Origin of the sequence: Azospira sp. I09, assembly GCF_009177135.1 — a bacterium.
In the GTDB taxonomy this organism is placed as follows: domain Bacteria; phylum Pseudomonadota; class Gammaproteobacteria; order Burkholderiales; family Rhodocyclaceae; genus Azospira; species Azospira oryzae.
In genome coordinates this window covers 1,519,555-1,534,943 of the sequence record NZ_AP021844.1, presented here as the reverse complement: position 1 = coordinate 1,534,943, position 15,389 = coordinate 1,519,555, and the positions used below count along the sequence as shown (strand labels likewise).

At 64.8% G+C, this 15,389-nt stretch carries 17 protein-coding genes and 1 tRNA gene; 11 read left to right on the top strand and 7 right to left on the bottom strand.

The window, feature by feature from the left end; translation table 11 throughout:
* Positions 1–28 precede the first annotated feature (28 nt).
* The 3 genes from yajC to queA all read right to left on the bottom strand — a co-directional run bounded on the left by yajC (position 29) and on the right by queA (position 2,744).
* Entirely contained in the window at positions 29–358 is a 330-nt protein-coding gene (yajC, locus tag AZSP09_RS07100) for a preprotein translocase subunit YajC (protein ID WP_014238334.1), read from the bottom strand.
* 92 nt (positions 359–450) lie between these two features.
* Positions 451–1,575, bottom strand: coding sequence for a tRNA guanosine(34) transglycosylase Tgt (gene tgt, locus AZSP09_RS07095; protein ID WP_014238333.1), 1,125 nt, complete (start codon positions 1,573–1,575; stop codon positions 451–453).
* A gap of 134 nt (positions 1,576–1,709) precedes the next feature.
* Positions 1,710–2,744, bottom strand: coding sequence for a tRNA preQ1(34) S-adenosylmethionine ribosyltransferase-isomerase QueA (gene queA / locus AZSP09_RS07090; protein WP_152089588.1), 1,035 nt, complete (start codon positions 2,742–2,744; stop codon positions 1,710–1,712).
* 132 nt (positions 2,745–2,876) lie between these two features.
* Between queA and AZSP09_RS07085 the strand changes: the two genes are divergently transcribed.
* Both AZSP09_RS07085 and AZSP09_RS07080 read left to right on the top strand, forming a co-directional pair.
* Positions 2,877–2,963, top strand: a tRNA-Leu gene (locus tag AZSP09_RS07085).
* Between the two features lie 153 nt (positions 2,964–3,116).
* A complete protein-coding gene (locus AZSP09_RS07080; RefSeq protein WP_014238331.1) occupies positions 3,117–4,037 on the top strand; it encodes a 1,4-dihydroxy-2-naphthoate polyprenyltransferase in 921 nt (306 codons plus the stop codon).
* 6 nt (positions 4,038–4,043) lie between these two features.
* Here AZSP09_RS07080 and cobA read toward each other — a convergent pair whose 3' ends face one another.
* Complete coding sequence (cobA, locus tag AZSP09_RS07075) at positions 4,044–4,841, bottom strand: uroporphyrinogen-III C-methyltransferase (RefSeq protein WP_152089587.1); 798 nt, start codon at positions 4,839–4,841, stop codon at positions 4,044–4,046.
* Between the two features lie 226 nt (positions 4,842–5,067).
* Between cobA and AZSP09_RS07070 the strand changes: the two genes are divergently transcribed.
* The 6 genes from AZSP09_RS07070 (at position 5,068) to AZSP09_RS07045 (ending at position 9,682) form a co-directional block, all read left to right on the top strand.
* Positions 5,068–6,708, top strand: a complete 1,641-nt coding sequence (locus AZSP09_RS07070; protein WP_130458930.1) for a nitrite reductase — start codon at positions 5,068–5,070, stop codon at positions 6,706–6,708.
* Between the two features lie 88 nt (positions 6,709–6,796).
* On the top strand, positions 6,797–7,135 hold the full coding sequence (locus tag AZSP09_RS07065; protein WP_014238328.1) for a c-type cytochrome: 339 nt from the start codon (positions 6,797–6,799) through the stop codon (positions 7,133–7,135).
* 210 nt (positions 7,136–7,345) lie between these two features.
* Positions 7,346–8,014 carry an energy transducer TonB gene (locus AZSP09_RS07060; RefSeq protein ID WP_152089586.1) on the top strand — a complete coding sequence of 223 codons (669 nt, stop codon included), beginning with the start codon at positions 7,346–7,348 and terminating at the stop codon, positions 8,012–8,014.
* Positions 8,015–8,032: 18 nt separating this feature from the next.
* Positions 8,033–8,752 (top strand): MotA/TolQ/ExbB proton channel family protein, encoded by a 720-nt coding sequence (locus AZSP09_RS07055; protein ID WP_130458928.1) that lies wholly within the window; start codon positions 8,033–8,035, stop codon positions 8,750–8,752.
* Between the two features lie 10 nt (positions 8,753–8,762).
* Entirely contained in the window at positions 8,763–9,179 is a 417-nt protein-coding gene (locus tag AZSP09_RS07050) for an ExbD/TolR family protein (RefSeq protein WP_014238325.1), read from the top strand.
* A 107-nt stretch (positions 9,180–9,286) separates the two neighbouring features.
* Positions 9,287–9,682 (top strand): hypothetical protein, encoded by a 396-nt coding sequence (locus tag AZSP09_RS07045; protein WP_014238324.1) that lies wholly within the window; start codon positions 9,287–9,289, stop codon positions 9,680–9,682.
* Between the two features lie 63 nt (positions 9,683–9,745).
* On the opposite strand, the gene AZSP09_RS07040 is transcribed toward AZSP09_RS07045, so the two are convergent.
* From AZSP09_RS07040 to AZSP09_RS07030, 3 genes are read right to left on the bottom strand one after another with little or no spacing between them, the layout of a single operon-like run.
* On the bottom strand, positions 9,746–10,243 hold the full coding sequence (locus tag AZSP09_RS07040; RefSeq protein WP_130458926.1) for a copper chaperone PCu(A)C: 498 nt from the start codon (positions 10,241–10,243) through the stop codon (positions 9,746–9,748).
* A gap of 25 nt (positions 10,244–10,268) precedes the next feature.
* Positions 10,269–10,865, bottom strand: a complete 597-nt coding sequence (locus AZSP09_RS07035; RefSeq protein ID WP_152089585.1) for an SCO family protein — start codon at positions 10,863–10,865, stop codon at positions 10,269–10,271.
* An 8-nt stretch (positions 10,866–10,873) separates the two neighbouring features.
* Entirely contained in the window at positions 10,874–11,350 is a 477-nt protein-coding gene (locus tag AZSP09_RS07030; RefSeq protein WP_014238321.1) for a hypothetical protein, read from the bottom strand.
* Between the two features lie 327 nt (positions 11,351–11,677).
* On the opposite strand from AZSP09_RS07030, the gene nosZ reads away from it, so the two are divergent.
* From nosZ to AZSP09_RS07015, 3 genes are all read left to right on the top strand, one after another.
* Entirely contained in the window at positions 11,678–13,975 is a 2,298-nt protein-coding gene (nosZ, locus tag AZSP09_RS07025; RefSeq protein ID WP_014238320.1) for a Sec-dependent nitrous-oxide reductase, read from the top strand.
* Between the two features lie 83 nt (positions 13,976–14,058).
* Positions 14,059–14,370, top strand: a complete 312-nt coding sequence (locus AZSP09_RS07020) for a c-type cytochrome (RefSeq protein ID WP_014238319.1) — start codon at positions 14,059–14,061, stop codon at positions 14,368–14,370.
* Positions 14,371–14,509: 139 nt separating this feature from the next.
* A complete protein-coding gene (locus AZSP09_RS07015; protein WP_152089584.1) occupies positions 14,510–15,241 on the top strand; it encodes a c-type cytochrome in 732 nt (243 codons plus the stop codon).
* The last annotated feature ends 148 nt before the right edge of the window (positions 15,242–15,389 follow it).

Here is a 15,389-nt window from a genome sequence, read left to right as displayed (position 1 = left end):
GCCGGACGAATCCGGCCCCGGGGATGACTTACAGGGACTTCAGGGTTCCCTTGGGCAGCAGCACCCCGATGGCGGGTTTCTGCACCACGACTTCGGTGTTGGGGGCGATTTCCAGATGGACGTAAGCGTCGCCGATCTTGGAGACGCGGCCCACCATGCCGCCCTGGGTGACCACTTCGTCACCCTTCTGCAGGGCGTCCACCATGGCCTTGTGTTCCTTGGCCTTCTTCATCTGGGGGCGGATCATGAGGAACCACAACACCACGAACATCAGGATGATGGGCAGGAATTGCATCAGGCCCCCGGTGGGGTCGGCAGCCTGGCCTGCGGCCTGGGCGTGAGCGGCGCTAATCAGCACGGTTTTACTCCTTGATTGCTTCGAAATTTGAACGGGGCATTGTACCACCGAGCCATGACGCGGATGCCCGGTGGCGGACCTACGGTGCGGCTTTAGCCGGCCGCCGGGCTGGCACCCCGGGAACGGTCCCGATGGAAGTTCTCCATATGGGGCTGCAGGCGCCCTTCTTCAATAGCGGCGCGCAATTCGGCCATCAGCACCTGGTAGTAGTGCAGGTTGTGGATGGTGTTGAGCATGGAGCCAAGGATTTCCCCGGCGCGGAACAGGTGGTGCAGGTAGGCCCGGCTGAAGTTGCGGCAGGTGTAGCAGTCGCAGGACGGGTCCAGGGGGCCGGTGTCCTGGCGGTGGATGGCGTTCTTGATCTTGAGGTCGCCGTAGCGGGTGAACAGGTGGCCGTTGCGGGCGTTGCGGGTGGGCATGACGCAGTCGAACATGTCGATGCCCTGGCTCACCGCATGCACCAGGTCTTCCGGCGTGCCCACGCCCATCAGGTAGCGGGGCTTGTGGGCGGGCAGTTTCGGTGCGGTGTGGGCCAGGATGCGGGCCATGTCTTCCTTGGGCTCGCCCACGGAAAGGCCGCCGATGGCCATGCCGTCGAAGCCCATTTCATCCAGGCCGGCCAGGGATTCGTCGCGCAGGGTCTCGTACATGCCGCCCTGGACGATGCCGAAAAGGGCGTTGCCGTTGCCCAGGCGACGGTGCTCGTCGATGGAGCGCTGGGCCCAGCGCAGGGAGAGGCGCATGGACTTGGCCGCCTCGTCCACGGTGGCCGGGTAGGGCGTGCATTCGTCGAAGATCATGACGATGTCCGAGTTCAGCGTGTGCTGGATGCGCATGGATTCTTCCGGCGTCAGGAACAGCTTGGCGCCGTCGATGGGGGAGGAGAACTTCACCCCTTCCTCGGTGATCTTGCGCAGGGCCCCCAGGGAGAAGACCTGGAAGCCGCCCGAATCGGTGAGGATGGGCTTGTTCCAGCCCATGAAGTCGTGCAGGCCGCCGTGGGCCTTGATTACTTCCAGGCCCGGGCGCAGCCACAGGTGGAAGGTGTTGCCGAGGCAGATCTGGGCGCCGATGTCGTGCAGGGACTGGGGCGTCATGGCCTTGACCGTGCCGTAGGTGCCCACCGGCATGAACACCGGGGTCTGCACCGTGCCGTGGGCCAGGGTCAGGGTGCCGCGACGGGCCTGGCCGTCGGTCTTGAGAAGTTCGAACTGCATGGACGTATTCCTAAAAGCGTTTTTGCCACAGAGGACACAGAGATCACAGAGTAAAACCGGCTGCCGCCAGTTGCGGCAGGGGATGGGTCTGGTCTTTCTCTCTGTGCTCTCTGTGTCCTCTGTGGCTTATTGAATCAATGTTCTTCCCGCTCCAGCAGCATGGCGTCGCCGTAGCTGAAAAAGCGGTATTTTTCTGCCACTGCGTGGGCGTAGGCGGCGCGGATGGGGTCCAGGCCGGCGAAGGCGGAGACCAGCATGAGCAGGGTGGAGCGGGGCAGGTGGAAATTGGTGATGAGCCGGTCCACCACCTGGAAGCGGTAGCCCGGAGTGATGAAAATGTCCGTCTCGCCGCTGCCGGCACGTACCAGGCCGTTGCCGCAGGCGGCCGATTCCAGGGTGCGCAGGGAGGTGGTGCCCACCGCCACCACCCTGCCGCCCCGTTCCCGGGTGGCAGCGATGGCCGCGGCGGTTTCTTCCGGCACGTGGAAGCGCTCGCTGTGCATCTTGTGCTCGTCGATCTTTTCCACGCGCACCGGCTGGAAGGTGCCTGCCCCCACATGCAGCGTCAGCGCGGCTCGGCGGACACCCTGCCCGGAGAGCCGCTCCAGCATTGCCTCATCGAAGTGCAGTCCGGCGGTGGGCGCTGCCACGGCGCCCGGGTGGCGGGCATAGACGGTCTGGTAGCGGGCCTCATCCTCCGCCTCCACCCCGTGCTCGATATAGGGCGGCAGGGGCAGGCGGCCGTACTGTTCGGCCAGGTCCCACAGATTGCCTTCGCCCTCCAGTTCGAGGGCGAAGAACTCGCCCTGGCGGCCGCTGCACACCAGGCTGAAGGCGTTTTCCAGGGTGATGCGGGTGCCGGCCTTGGGCGACTTGCTGGCCCGCACCTGGGCCAGGGCGTGGTGCTCGTCCACGATGCGCTCCAGCAGCACTTCCACCTGGCCGCCGGAGTCCTTCTGGCCGAAGAAGCGGGCCTTGATCACTCGGGTATCGTTGAACACCAGCAGGTCGCCGGGGGCCAGCAGGCCGGGCAGGTCAGTGAAGCGCAGGTCGGCCAGGTGGGGGCCGTCCACGTGCAGCAGGCGGCTGGCGCTGCGTTCCCTGGCCGGATGCTGGGCGATCAGTTCGGGCGGCAGGGGAAAGTCGAAAAGGTCGACGGAAAGGCTCATGGTCTTGCGGCTTTGGCGGTGGTGCCCGGAGCAGGCGGCGGGTGTCCTCGTCCGGCTTGTGGGGGCGTCGTGAATCGGTGATAATGCGCCCCTCGCGCAGTAGTGCCCGCCAGCTCTGGCCGGGCGTCCCGGGCCGGGATGGCGGAATCGGTAGACGCAGCGGATTCAAAATCCGCCGCTGGTAACAGTGTGAGGGTTCGAGTCCCTCTCCCGGCACCAAATACACCCACCCCGTGGGGCGGTTTTTGCAAAGGCCGCATTCTCTCACAGTCTTCGTTCCGGGATAAATTCGGCACCTTTTGATCTGGCCATGCGCCGTTTTGCCGCGCTGTGGTTAGACTGTGGCCTGTTTTTCCCTTACGCCCGTTACCCATGAACGCTTCCACACTCGCCAGCCTCTCCCGTCCCACACCCGGGCAGGCCTGGTGGCTCGCCCTGCGGCCCCGCACCCTGCCGGTGGCGGCGGCCCCGGTGCTGTCCACCTGCGCCCTGGCCTGGTCGGAAACGGGCCAGCTGCGCTGGCTGGTGGCCCTGGTGACCCTGGCGGCGGCCCTGCTGATCCAGATCGGCACCAACCTGCTCAACGACGTGGGCGACTTCGAGCGCGGCACGGACACGCCGGACCGCCTGGGCCCGCCCCGGGCCACGGCCATGGGCTGGCTCAGCGCCGCCCAGGTCAAGCGGGGCGGCTTCCTGGCCCTGGGCGGCGCCTTCCTGCTGGGCATCTATCTGGTGGGGCAGGGCGGCTGGCCCATCGTCTTGCTCGGCCTGGCTTCCCTGTTCTGCGGCTGGGCCTACACCGGCGGCCCCAAACCCATTGCCTACGGGCCTTTCGGCGAGGTCTTCGTGTGGCTGTTCTTCGGTCTGGGGGCGGTGCTCGGCACCTACTACCTGCAGACCGGCGGCCTCAGCCGGGCCGCCCTGGCCCTGGCCAACATGTCCGGCCTGTTCGCGGCGGCGGTGATCGTGGTGAACAACACCCGGGACCGGGCCGGGGATGCCCGGGCCGGCAAGCGGACCCTGGCGGTGCGCCTGGGCCTGACGGGATGCCGGGTGGAATACGGGCTGTTGATGCTGGCGCCCTTCGTTTTGCTGGGCTGGCTGGCCGCCTCCGGCCACCATCTGGCCGCCGGCCTGCCCCTGCTGGCGCTGCCGCCGGCCCTGCTGCTGGTGGTGCGCTTCGCCCGGGCGACGCCGGGTACCGGCCATAACCTGCTGCTCGGCCGCACCGCCCAGTTGCAGCTGCTGTTCTCCTTCCTGCTGCTCCTGGGCTGTCTCTTTCGACCCGGCTGATCCGGCTTAGACCGTCTCGGCTGCGGCCTGGGGTTCGAACCAGCTGAGCTGGGGCTGCAGCTGCAGCACGCCGCCGACGAAAATCAGGGCCGGCGTGGTGATGCCCGCTTCCTGCACCTTCGCTTCCAGAGTGGCCAGATCGGCCACCACCACCCGCTGCTGGCGGGTGGTGCCCTGTTGCACCACGCCAGCCGGGGTCTGCGGGGAGAGGCCGTGGGCGATCATCTGCCGGCTGATTTCTCCCAGGCCGGCAATTCCCATGTAGAAAACCACGGTCTGCTTGGGCCGGGCCAGGGCCTGCCAGTCCAGATTGACCGTGCCGTCCTTCAGGTGGCCGGTGGCGAACACCAGCACCTGGGCGTGGTCCCGGTGGGTCAGGGGGAAGCCGGCGTAAGCGGCGCAGCCGGCCGCCGCGGTGACGCCGGGCACCACCTGGAAGGGCACGCCGTGGCGGGCCAAGATCTCCAGCTCCTCGCCGCCGCGGCCGAAAATGAAGGGGTCGCCGCCCTTGAGGCGGACCACACAGCGGTATTTCTGGGCCAGCTGTACCAGCAGGTGGTTGATGTCGTCCTGGGGCAGGGTGTGTTTCGAGGCTTCCTTGCCGGCGTAGATGATCTCGGCGTCGGGCCGGGCCAGGTCCAGGATGCCGTCGCCAATGAGGTGGTCGTAGACCAGCACGTCGGCCTGGGCAATCAGGCGGGCGGCGCGTACCGTCAGCAGGTCGGGGTCGCCAGGGCCGCCGCCGACGAGATAGACGGTGCCGGGCAGGGCAGGGTGGGTGCGGTTCGGATCGGGCATGAGCATTATTTTTTCTCGTTTGGCAAAAGGCAGCATAGCCGGGCTGGCCGTCGGCCTTCAATCCCTTTTGGGGGTGTTTCGGCCTAGGCACCACTCTAGTGAATATCCCTACTTTTTGAAGTTGATTCGCATCAAGGATTTGGACAAGTCACCGGGCGCAATCTTTCGCCATCCCCGGATGCTGTGTCGGGGGTAACGGTTTGCTGATAATTCCTATTGAGGAGAGGAAAGCATGAAAAAGGGAGTTAGTGCCTTTATCTTTACGGCCCTCGCGGCCGCCATGGGCTCCGCTTTCGCTGCACCCGCAGCCAATGCGCCGAGCCTGACCAAGGAAGCCAAAGAGGCTTCCGCCAAGATCTACTTCGAGCGTTGCGCCGGCTGCCACGGCATGCTGCGCAAGGGCGCCACCGGCAAGAACCTGGAGCCGGCGAACACCCAGAAGCTCGGCCAGGGCCGTCTGGAAAAGATCCTGACCTACGGTACCGAAGGCGGCATGCCCAACTTCGACGACATCCTGTCCAAGGATGAAATCAAGAACATGGCCACCTACATCCAGCAGCAGCCGGATGTGCCGCCCGAGTGGGGCATGAAGGAAATGAAGGCCAACTGGAAGGTGCACGTGCCCGTGGCCGAGCGCCCCACCAAGCAGATGAACAACATCAATCTGCAGAACGTCTTCTCCACCACCCTGCGTGACTCCGGCGAAGTGGCCCTGATCGACGGCGACACCAAGAAGATCTGGGGCATCGTCAAGACCGGCTACGCCGTGCACATTTCCCGTACTTCCGCTTCCGGTCGCTACGTCTATGTGATCGGCCGCGACGGCCGTCTGGACCTGATCGACATGTGGTTCGAGAAGCCCACCATCGTCGCCACCCTGAAGGCCGGCCTGGAAGCCCGTTCCGTCGATACCTCCAAGTTCAAGGGCTGGGAAGACAAGTACGCCATCGTCGGTTCCTACTGGCCGCCCCAGTACACCATCCTGGACGGCATGACCCTGGAGCCCCTGAAGAACGTCTCCACCCGCGGCATCACCGTGGATGGCGAGTATCACCAGGAGCCCCGCGTTGCCTCCATCGTTTCCTCCCTGATCAAGCCCGAGTGGGTGGTGACGGTGAAGGAATCCGGCCTGGTCAAGCTGGTGGATTACTCCGACGTGAAGAACCTGAAGGAAACCACCATCGAAACCGCCAAGTTCCTGCATGACGGCGGTTGGGATGCCACCAAGCGTTACTTCCTCGTCGCTGCCAACGCCTCCAACAAGGTGGTGGTCGTCGATACCAAGGAAGGCAAGCTGGCCGCCCTGGTCGATACCAAGCCCAAGCCCCACCCCGGCCGCGGCGCCAACTTCGTGCATCCGAAGTTCGGTCCCGTGTGGTCCACTTCCCACCTGGGTTCCGACGTTATCAGCCTGATCGGTACCGATCCGGAGAAGCATCCCCAGTACGCCTGGAAGGTCGTGGCCGAGCTGAAGAACCACGGTTCCGGTTCCCTGTTCGTCAAGACCCATCCCAAGTCCAACAACCTGTGGGCCGATGCCCCGCTGATGCCGGAGAAGGATGCTGCCGAATCCGTCACCGTGTACAGCATCGACCAGCTGGGCAACCCGGATGCCAAGCCTGAGGTGATCAACGTCGCCAAGATGGCCGGCCTGCCGGAAACCAAGGGCGTGAAGCGGGTGGTGCATGCCGAGTACAACGAGAAGGGTGACGAAGTCTGGTTCTCCGTTTGGACGGGCAACAAGACCGAGCCTTCCGCCATCGTGGTGCTGGACGACAAGACCCGCAAGTTCAAGACCGTGATCAAGGATCCGAAGCTGGTCACGCCCACCGGCAAGTTCAACATCCACAACACCCAGCACGACGTGTACTAAGCGTTATTGTCGGAATCGTTGTCTAATGACCGGGGGCTGCGGCCCCCGGTTTTTTCATGGTGCACGCCTTTTGTCGAAGGAGATGAGGATGTCACTGACGACCCGAACCCTGCTCTGCGCCGCCCTGCTCGGCGTGGTTGCCGTACCGGCCCAGGCCGCGGACAAGAAGCGGGATGCCGCCATGCTCGAACTGGCCGAGCGGCACCGCTGCCTCAATTGCCACGAGGTGGACGTCAAGGTGCGGGGTCCGGCCTGGCGCGAGGTGGGGCGCCGCTACCGGGACGACCCGGAAGCCGAGGCCCGCCTGCTGGTGAAGGTGAGGGAAGGCGGCAGCGGCGTCTGGGGCGACGATTTCATGTCGCCCAACAAGCGGGTCAGCGATGCCGACCTGCAGGCCCTGGTGCGCTGGATACTCTCCCTGCGCTAAGACTGGCGCCCTTTTCCGGCCGCCCCTGCGACCTTTGGTCGCATCCCCTTGGCGGCCGTTGAACCCTAGAATTACGGGGTTCGCCACCCTCTCGCCAAAGCCGGCATGGCCGCCCTGGCGACGGCGTTTCCGGCAGTCCCGCGAGCCCTCGTCGGGATGCCGCTGCGGGGCCCCTCGCGGCCCGAAAAGGATCGTTTTCTGTCTGCTTCATTGCCCAGTCCATGGCCCTCCCTCTCCCGGGGGCGCCGGGGCTCGATCTTCCTGCTGGTGCTGGCCCTCCATGGGGGCGGTCTGGCCTACGCCCTGCATTCCGGTAGTGCCGTGGTCAGCGCCATGGTGCCCCAGCCGATGAGCGTGCGCCTCATCGACGCCGCGCCTGCGGCCAGGCCCCAGCCCGAGGTGGCGCCGCCCCAGCCGATGCCGCCCAAGGTCGAGCGGCCGCGGCAGCCCAAGGCGCCGGCCCCCGTGCCGCTGGCGAAGACGCCGGCACCGATACTGGCCGCAACGCCGGCGGCGGCCGTCAGCAGCGACTTCGTCGCTCCCGAAGCACCGCCCAGCCGTCCCGCCAGCAGCACCATTGCGGCCGCACCTACCCTGGTGCCGGCCCGTTTCGATGCGGACTACCTGCACAACCCGAAACCTGTTTACCCCCCCATGTCCCGCCGTTTCGGCGAGGAAGGCAAGGTTCTGCTCAAGGTGCGGGTGACGCCCCAGGGCACGGCGGAGCAGGTGGATATCCAGACCGGTAGCGGCTATTCCCGCCTCGACAGCGCCGCCCGGGAGGCCGTCCAGCGCTGGCGTTTCGTCCCCGCCCGGCGCGGCGACGAGGCCGTGGCAGCCTCGGTCATCGTTCCCATCACTTTCGCTCTCGACAGCTAACCCATTGCAGGAGTCCCCATGAACACCCAACTCGGTCTTTCCCATTTCTGGGCCCAGGGAGATGGGGTTTCCCATTCCGTCGCCCTGATCCTGCTGCTGCTGTCGGTGGCCAGCTGGTGCGTCATCGTCGGCAAGTTCATCGCCCACTGGCGCGCCTCCCGCACCCAGAGCCGGGCCCTGGCCGCCTTCTGGCAGGCCGATTCCCTGCCCGAAGCCTTGGAAGCCATCCGCCGCGAGGACGCCAGCGGCATCCTGGCCGGCCTGGCCCTCTCCGGCGCCCACGCCGCCCAGGCCCATGAGCAGCATGCGGCCCGGGGCATCGGCGCCGGCGTCAATGCCAGTGAATTCGTCACCCGCTGCCTGCGCCAGAGCATCGTCACCGCCCAGGCCCGCATCGAGCAGGGCCTCACCTTCCTCGCTTCGGTGGGCTCGACGGCGCCCTTCATTGGCCTGTTCGGCACGGTGTGGGGCATCTACCACGCTTTGGTGGGCCTCTCCGGCTCTTCCCAGGTGGTGCTGGACAAGGTGGCCGGTCCCGTCGGCGAGGCCCTGATCATGACCGCCGCCGGCCTCTTCGTCGCCATTCCCGCCGTGCTGGCCTACAACGCCTTTACCCGGGCCAACCGCCTGGTGCTGGCCCAGATGGACGGCTTTGCCCACGACCTCCACGCCTATCTCACCACCGGCGTGCGTCTCTCCAGCACCGTGCCCCAGGGCGGCCTGGTGCGGGTTGCCTGAGGCCGCCGGCATGGCTTTCGGATCCTTCAACGAGGGCGGCAGCGCCCAGCCCATGGCGGAAATCAACACCACGCCCCTGGTGGACGTGATGCTGGTGCTTTTGGTGATCTTCATCATCACCGCGCCCCTGCTCAATCAGGCCGTGCCGGTGGATCTGCCCAAGGTCAGCGCCACCCAGGTGGAGCAGAAACCCCAGGTGGTGCAGCTGGCCCTGGACGGCAACAGCCAGGTCTTCATCAACGGCGAGGTCGTGGCCGGCGAAGCCCTGGCCACCCGCCTGCAGGGCCTGGCCGGGCCGGAAACGGAACTGCACCTGCGGGCCGACCGCGGCACCCGCTACGAGAAGGTGGCGGAAGTGATGGCCACCGCCCAGCGGGTGGGCATCGCCAAGATCGCCTTCGTCACCGAGGAACCCGCCCGTCCTTGAGGTCGGGATTGTTCCGCCGGGGCGGGAAAATCCCTCCTTGCGCTTGCCCCGCTTTTTTCCCACTATGAAACAGGTGGGCATCTGGGCATGGGCGAAAGGAGGCGGGCATGGATATGGATGGCCTGGTCAAGGCGCTGGAACTGCGTTTTGCCTGCACCTGCTGCGCCGACGGTTGCCGCCTGCGTTCCTACCGGGGGCACAGCCTGCTCTGCCTGACCTACGATACGCCCTGGGTGCCCCACACCTGGGAGGATTTCGTCCGCTTTGACGACGGCACCCGCCGCAACATGCTGGAATTCCTGCGCCTGGAACTGGGCATTTCGGAAAGCGTGGAGATTTCCATCGAACATGCGGCCCGGGCCCTGCGCCTGCGCTGGATGCCCGTCGGCACCTGCGGCGTCATGCAGGTGCCAGACCCGCCCCTGTATTTCGAGCGCACCCAGCAACTGGACAAATACCGCACCGACGAACACGTCATGGGGCGCAACTTCAGCCAGTTCTGAAGCGCCGGCCAGCAAAAAGGGACTCCCGCGGGAGTCCCTTTGCTTTGCTGCGTCCGGACAGGCTCAGTGCTTCATGGCGCCGTGGTTGTGCTGGCCCATGTCTTCCGGCTTGGCGGCGGGCACCTGGATCTTGCGTACCGGGGCTTCGATCTTGGTGGAGGAGCCGTCGTCCAGCTTCAGGGTGATGGGCACCACGTCGCCTTCCTTCAGGTCCTGCTTGAGGCCGATCAGCATGACGTGCAGGCTGCCGGGCTGCAGTACGGCCTCGCCCTTGGCCTTGACCTCGATGTCGGCCACCGGGCGCATGCGCATGACGCCGTTGTCGTTGATGTGGTTGTGCAGTTCCACCACCTTGGAGACGGGGCTCTCGGCCTTCAGCACCTTGCGGTCGGCGTTGCCGCTGTTCTTGATGACCATGAAGGCGCCGGTGTTGGGGGTGCCGGTGGGAACCAGGCGCACATAGGGGTCTTCCACCTTGATCGGGCTGTCGGCCAGGGCCGGCAGGGCGAACAGGGCGGAACAGGCCAGGGCGGCGGAAATGAGGCGGCGGTGCAGTTGCATGGGGAACTCCTGTGGGTGAAGTCGGTTACTTGGGTTGGGGCAGCAGGCGCCGCATGGCGGCGGCCATGTCTTCCGGCGTCGTGCCGTGGGGCAGGGAGGCGGCCAGGCGGCCGTCGGGAGCCAGCAGGTAGACGAAAGAGGAGTGGTCCACCACATAGCCGCCTTCCGATTTGACCTCCTGCCGGCTGTAGCTGGCGCCGTAGGCGTGGGCAATGGCGGCGATTTCCGACGGGGTGCCGGTCAGGCCCTTGAGCTTGGGGTGGAAAAAGACGGCGTAGTCCTTGAGGCGGGCCACGCTGTCCCGCTCCGGGTCCACGGAGATGAACAGGGGCTGGACCTGGGCCAGTTCCGCCGGCGTCAGCTTTTCCAGGGCGCTGCCGAGGGCCGCCAGGGAGGTGGGGCAGACGTCCGGGCAGTAGGTGTAGCCGAAATAGAGGGCGACCACCTGGCCGCGGAAGTTCTGGGTGGCGATACGGCCGTCGGCGCTGTCCAGGCTGAAATCGCCGCCGCTGGGCGGGGCGGCCAGGGTCAGGCCGCCGGGGGCTGGCGGGGTGTCGCGGGAACAGCCGGGCAGGCCCGGGATGGCCAGGGCCAGGATGGTGAGCAGGGCAATGAGGCGCATGGTGTCTTTCAGTGGCCTTCCGGGGCGGCCGACTCGAAGCGGAAGGGGACGGCGATATTCTTGCCGCCGCTGCCGACCAGCACGGTGGCCTGCCAGATCATGGTGCCGGTGATGCAGACGGGCAGGTTGCCCTGCCCGACAAAGGTGCCGGCTTCCTTGGCGGCGGCCAGCAGGGGGCGGTTATAGCCCATCTTCATGTCCACCCCGGCAAAATCCACCTCCACCTGGCTGGCTGGGATGCCGCTGACCCGGGCGCTCAGGGTCAGGGGCTTGAGGGCCGGCACCGGGCGGGGACTGATGCTGAATTCCACTTCGCCGCCTCCGGGCAGGGCCGCCCGGCAGGGGCCCCGGTTCAGGTCGCAGTCCGAGAGGGGGGCTGCCAGGTCGGTCTTGGGGGTGAGCAGGGGGGCCAGGGTGTAACCGAGGCCGCCGAGGGCGATGACGGCGCCGAGGATGGCCAGGTCATAAATAATTTTTTTGGACATTCGTTGCTTCGGGGCTGGGGCAGGTAATGGGTACCGGTGTTGCGGAGGGCCGGCGGACCGCGTTAGGGCTTGATGGGCCGGGTGGCGGTGCCGCGAAGGCGCGTAATTCCTTGGCTATCCTGACACGATGACGCCAAAGCCGCTACTGGCTTGGCGATGGGCTCGATTCTCAACCCCGAGCCATTTCCCCAATTTAACCTGCATCAAAGTTTAGAAGTGTGGCGGCGCCGATGATGTGCGACATATTGCCGCATAGTAGGTGCGCACCCTATGGTGCCTAGGGCAATAGCAGAGAAATTTCCTTTATTTATCAACGGGAGAGTCAAAATGAAGACTCGTATGAAGCAGACCGTCGCCGCGCTGGTTGCAGCCGGTATCGGTTTCGCGGCAGCGGGGGCTGCCACGGCAGCAGAGTCCCTGCAGGACGTGATGAAACGTCGCAGCCTGTCCCAGCAGGACCTGCTGGCAGCGGCCAAGACCTACGTTCCCACCGGTAAGCGTGATGAATTCGTCGCCTTCTCCTCCGGCGGTCAGTCCGGTCAGGTGATCGTGTATGGCATTCCGTCCATGCGCATCCTCAAGTACATCGGCGTGTTCACCCCCGAACCCTGGCAGGGCTACGGCTACGACGAGAACTCCAAGGCCGTGCTGAACCAGGGCATGATCGACGGCAAGCAGATCACCTGGGGTGATACTCACCACCCGGCCATCTCCGAAACCGACGGCAAGTACGACGGCCAGTTCCTCTTCATCAACGACAAGGCCAATCCCCGTCTGGCAGTGATCGACCTGCGCGATTTCGAGACCAAGCAGATCGTGGTGAACCCGATCTTCAAGTCCGAACACGGCGGCGCCTTCGTCACCCCGAACACCGACTACGTCATCGAGGCTGCCCAGTACGCTTCCCCGCTGGAAAACAAGAAGTTCTACCCCCTCGAAGAGTTCAACGAGAAGTACCGCGGCGGCGTCACCTACTGGAAGTTTGACCGCAAGGAAGGCCGCATCGATCCGAAGCAGTCCTTCTCCCTCGAACTGCCCCCCTACAGCCAGGATTTGTCCGACGCTGGCAAGGGTCCGTCCGACGGCTGGTCCTTCACCAACTCCTTCTGCTCCGAGCGCTATGTGGGCGGTATCGAGAAGGGTCGTCCTCCCTATGAAGCCGGCTGTTCCGCCAAGGACACCGACTATCTGCACGTGATCAACTGGAAGAAGGCTGCTGAACTGGTCGCCAAGGGCATGGCCAAGAAGATCAACGGCCATAACGTCCTGGCAATCGAAACTGCCGTCAAGGAAGGCGTGCTGTTCCTGATTCCGGAACCCAAGTCTCCCCACGGCGTCGACGTGACCCCGGACGGCAAGTTCATCACCGTTGCCGGCAAGCTCGACACCCACGTGTCCGTGTATTCCTTCGACAAGATCCAGGCCGCCATCAAGGCCGGCAAGTTCGAGTCCAAGGACGCCTACGGCATCCCCGTGATCGCCATGAAGGACGCGCTGCACACCCAGGTGCAACTGGGCCTCGGCCCCCTGCACACCCAGTACGACTCCAAGCAGTGTCTGGCCTACACCTCCCTGTACGTGGATTCCCAGGTGGTGAAGTGGAACTTCTGTGAAGGCAAGGTTCTCGACAAAATCAGCGTGCACTACAACATCGGTCACCTGATGACCATGGAAGGTGACTCCGCCGATCCCAAGGGCCGTTACCTGGTGGCGCTGAACAAGCTGTCCATCGACCGCTTCGTGCCCGTCGGTCCCCTGCACCCGCAGAACCACCAGCTGATCGACATCAGCAACGACAAGATGCAGCTCCTGTACGACATGCCCCTGCCGCTGGGCGAGCCGCACTACGTTGTCGCCATCGATGCCGCCAAGCTGAAGCCCGGCGTCCGCTACAAGGTGGGTACCGACTCCCGCACCGACAAGCCGCACCCCGGCGCCGTCCGTGCCGGTGAGGAAGTCACCACCAAGAAGGGCAACAAGATCGAGGTCAAGGGTACCCTGATCCGTTCCCACATCACCCCGGAAACCATCGAGGCCGAGGTGGGCGACGAAATCACCATCCACCTGACCAACCTCGAACGGGCCCAGGACGAGACCCACGGCTTCACCGTCTCCACCTACAACGTCCATGCTTCCGTCGAGCCGGGCAAGACCGTCACGGTCAAGTTCAAGGCCGACAAGGAAGGCGTCTATCCCTACTACTGCACCGAGTTCTGCTCCGCGCTGCACCTGGAAATGCAGGGCTACCTCCTGGTCAAGCCGAAGGGCTGGAAGGCGACCAAGACGGCCGGTGCCGAGAAGGCGATCTACAGCGAAGACGACTACAAGAAGCAGCTGAAGAAGGTGGCCGATACCCAGGCCGTCATCGATCAGGTGGTCGGCTACATCACCTCCGTGAATTACAAGGATTTCCCGGACGTGGTGAACATGATGGACGACGCCGTCGATCAGCTGAACAAGATCAAGGACGCCAAGGCCAAGCATGAAGACGCTGCCAAGAAGAAGGACTGGAACCAGGCCACCCTGTGGGCCGAGCAAGTCTGGCAGTACCAGGTGAAGGCAGCCGACCTCGGCCTGCGCGCCAAGACCTATCTGGAACAGAACGGCGCCAAGAAGGTGAAGTAATCCGCCGGATTTGATTCAGGTAATAGTTGTTGAACGCGGGGAGCATCACCATGCTCCCCGTTTTCTTATGAAAGGGAATACCCATGAAAAAACTGGTGCTTTTCACCGCCCTGGCCGCCGCTGTGGCCGCCCCCGCCTTTGCTGCCGACGGCGCCAAGCTGTTTGCCGAGAAGACCTGCAATGCCTGTCACGGTGCCGAGGGCAAGAAGCCCCTGATGCCCAACTACCCGAAGCTGGCCGGCCAGAATGCCGCCTACGCCGAGCAGCAGATGAAGGACATCAAGAGCGGCGCCCGCAACAACGGCCAGACTGCCGCCATGAAGGGTGTCATGCATCTGGTCAATGACGAAGAAATCAAGGCGCTGGCCGACTACCTGTCCAAGGTCAAGCCCTGATCCGAATCCCCGGAGGACGGCGGTGCGGCTAGCTTGCCGACCGGCGTCTTTTTTTCGGATTGACCCGCATCAAATACAGGCCCCGCCGGGCCCGACTAACATTAGCACATAGCAATTTTCTCTCTGTAAGGGGATTCAAATGAAAAAGCTGATCATCGCCGCCTCCCTTTCCCTCATCGCCCTGGGGGTGGCCCATGCCGGTCCGCCGGCTCCCCACCAAGGCGGTATCGAGTCGAAGGACTACAAGTGGAATGCCCAGGAGGGCGAGAAGATCGAAGCCCTGAAGCTCAAGGGCGACAAGAAGCGCGGCCAGGAAGCCTACGAGGTCTGCGGCGCCTGTCACCTGCCTTCCGGTGCCGGCCGTCCCGATGGCACCTTCCCCCAGCTCGCCGGCCAGCACACCACCGTGCTGATCAAGCAGATGGCCGACATCCGTGCCGGTCTGCGCGACAACCCCACCATGTATCCCTTCGCCGCCACCCTGACCGATCCCCAGGAACTGGCTGATGTGGCTGCCTACATTGAAGGCCTGTGCATCCCCACCGACCACGGCAAGTATGAGGGCGTCGACGCCTCCATGCAGATCGCCAAGGGCAAGGAGCTGTACGAGAAGGAATGTCTGGAGTGCCACGGCAAGAACGGCGAAGGCGTCAAGGACAAGTTCTACCCCGTGATCGCCGGCCAGCACTACAAGTACCTGCTGCGCCAGATGACCGAGATCCGCGACGGCCACCGCCGTAACGCCAACCCGGACATGGTGAAGATCATCAAGAAGTACAACAACGAACAGCTGGTGGCCATCTCCGCCTACCAGTCCAGCATGACCATGCCTGGCTCCATGTGTGCAGCCAAGCCGGGCAAGAAGAAGTAAGCTTGCAACACTCTGGGCCTCCCCGCAGGGAGGCCCCGGATGAGGGGGAGGCCCGATCCTTCCTCCATCCACCCCTCTCCCGGGGAGAGGGCCTCCGGCGGTTCAGGGAAGGCCGGTCAAAAATAACTAGCACTACCATCCTGCGGCC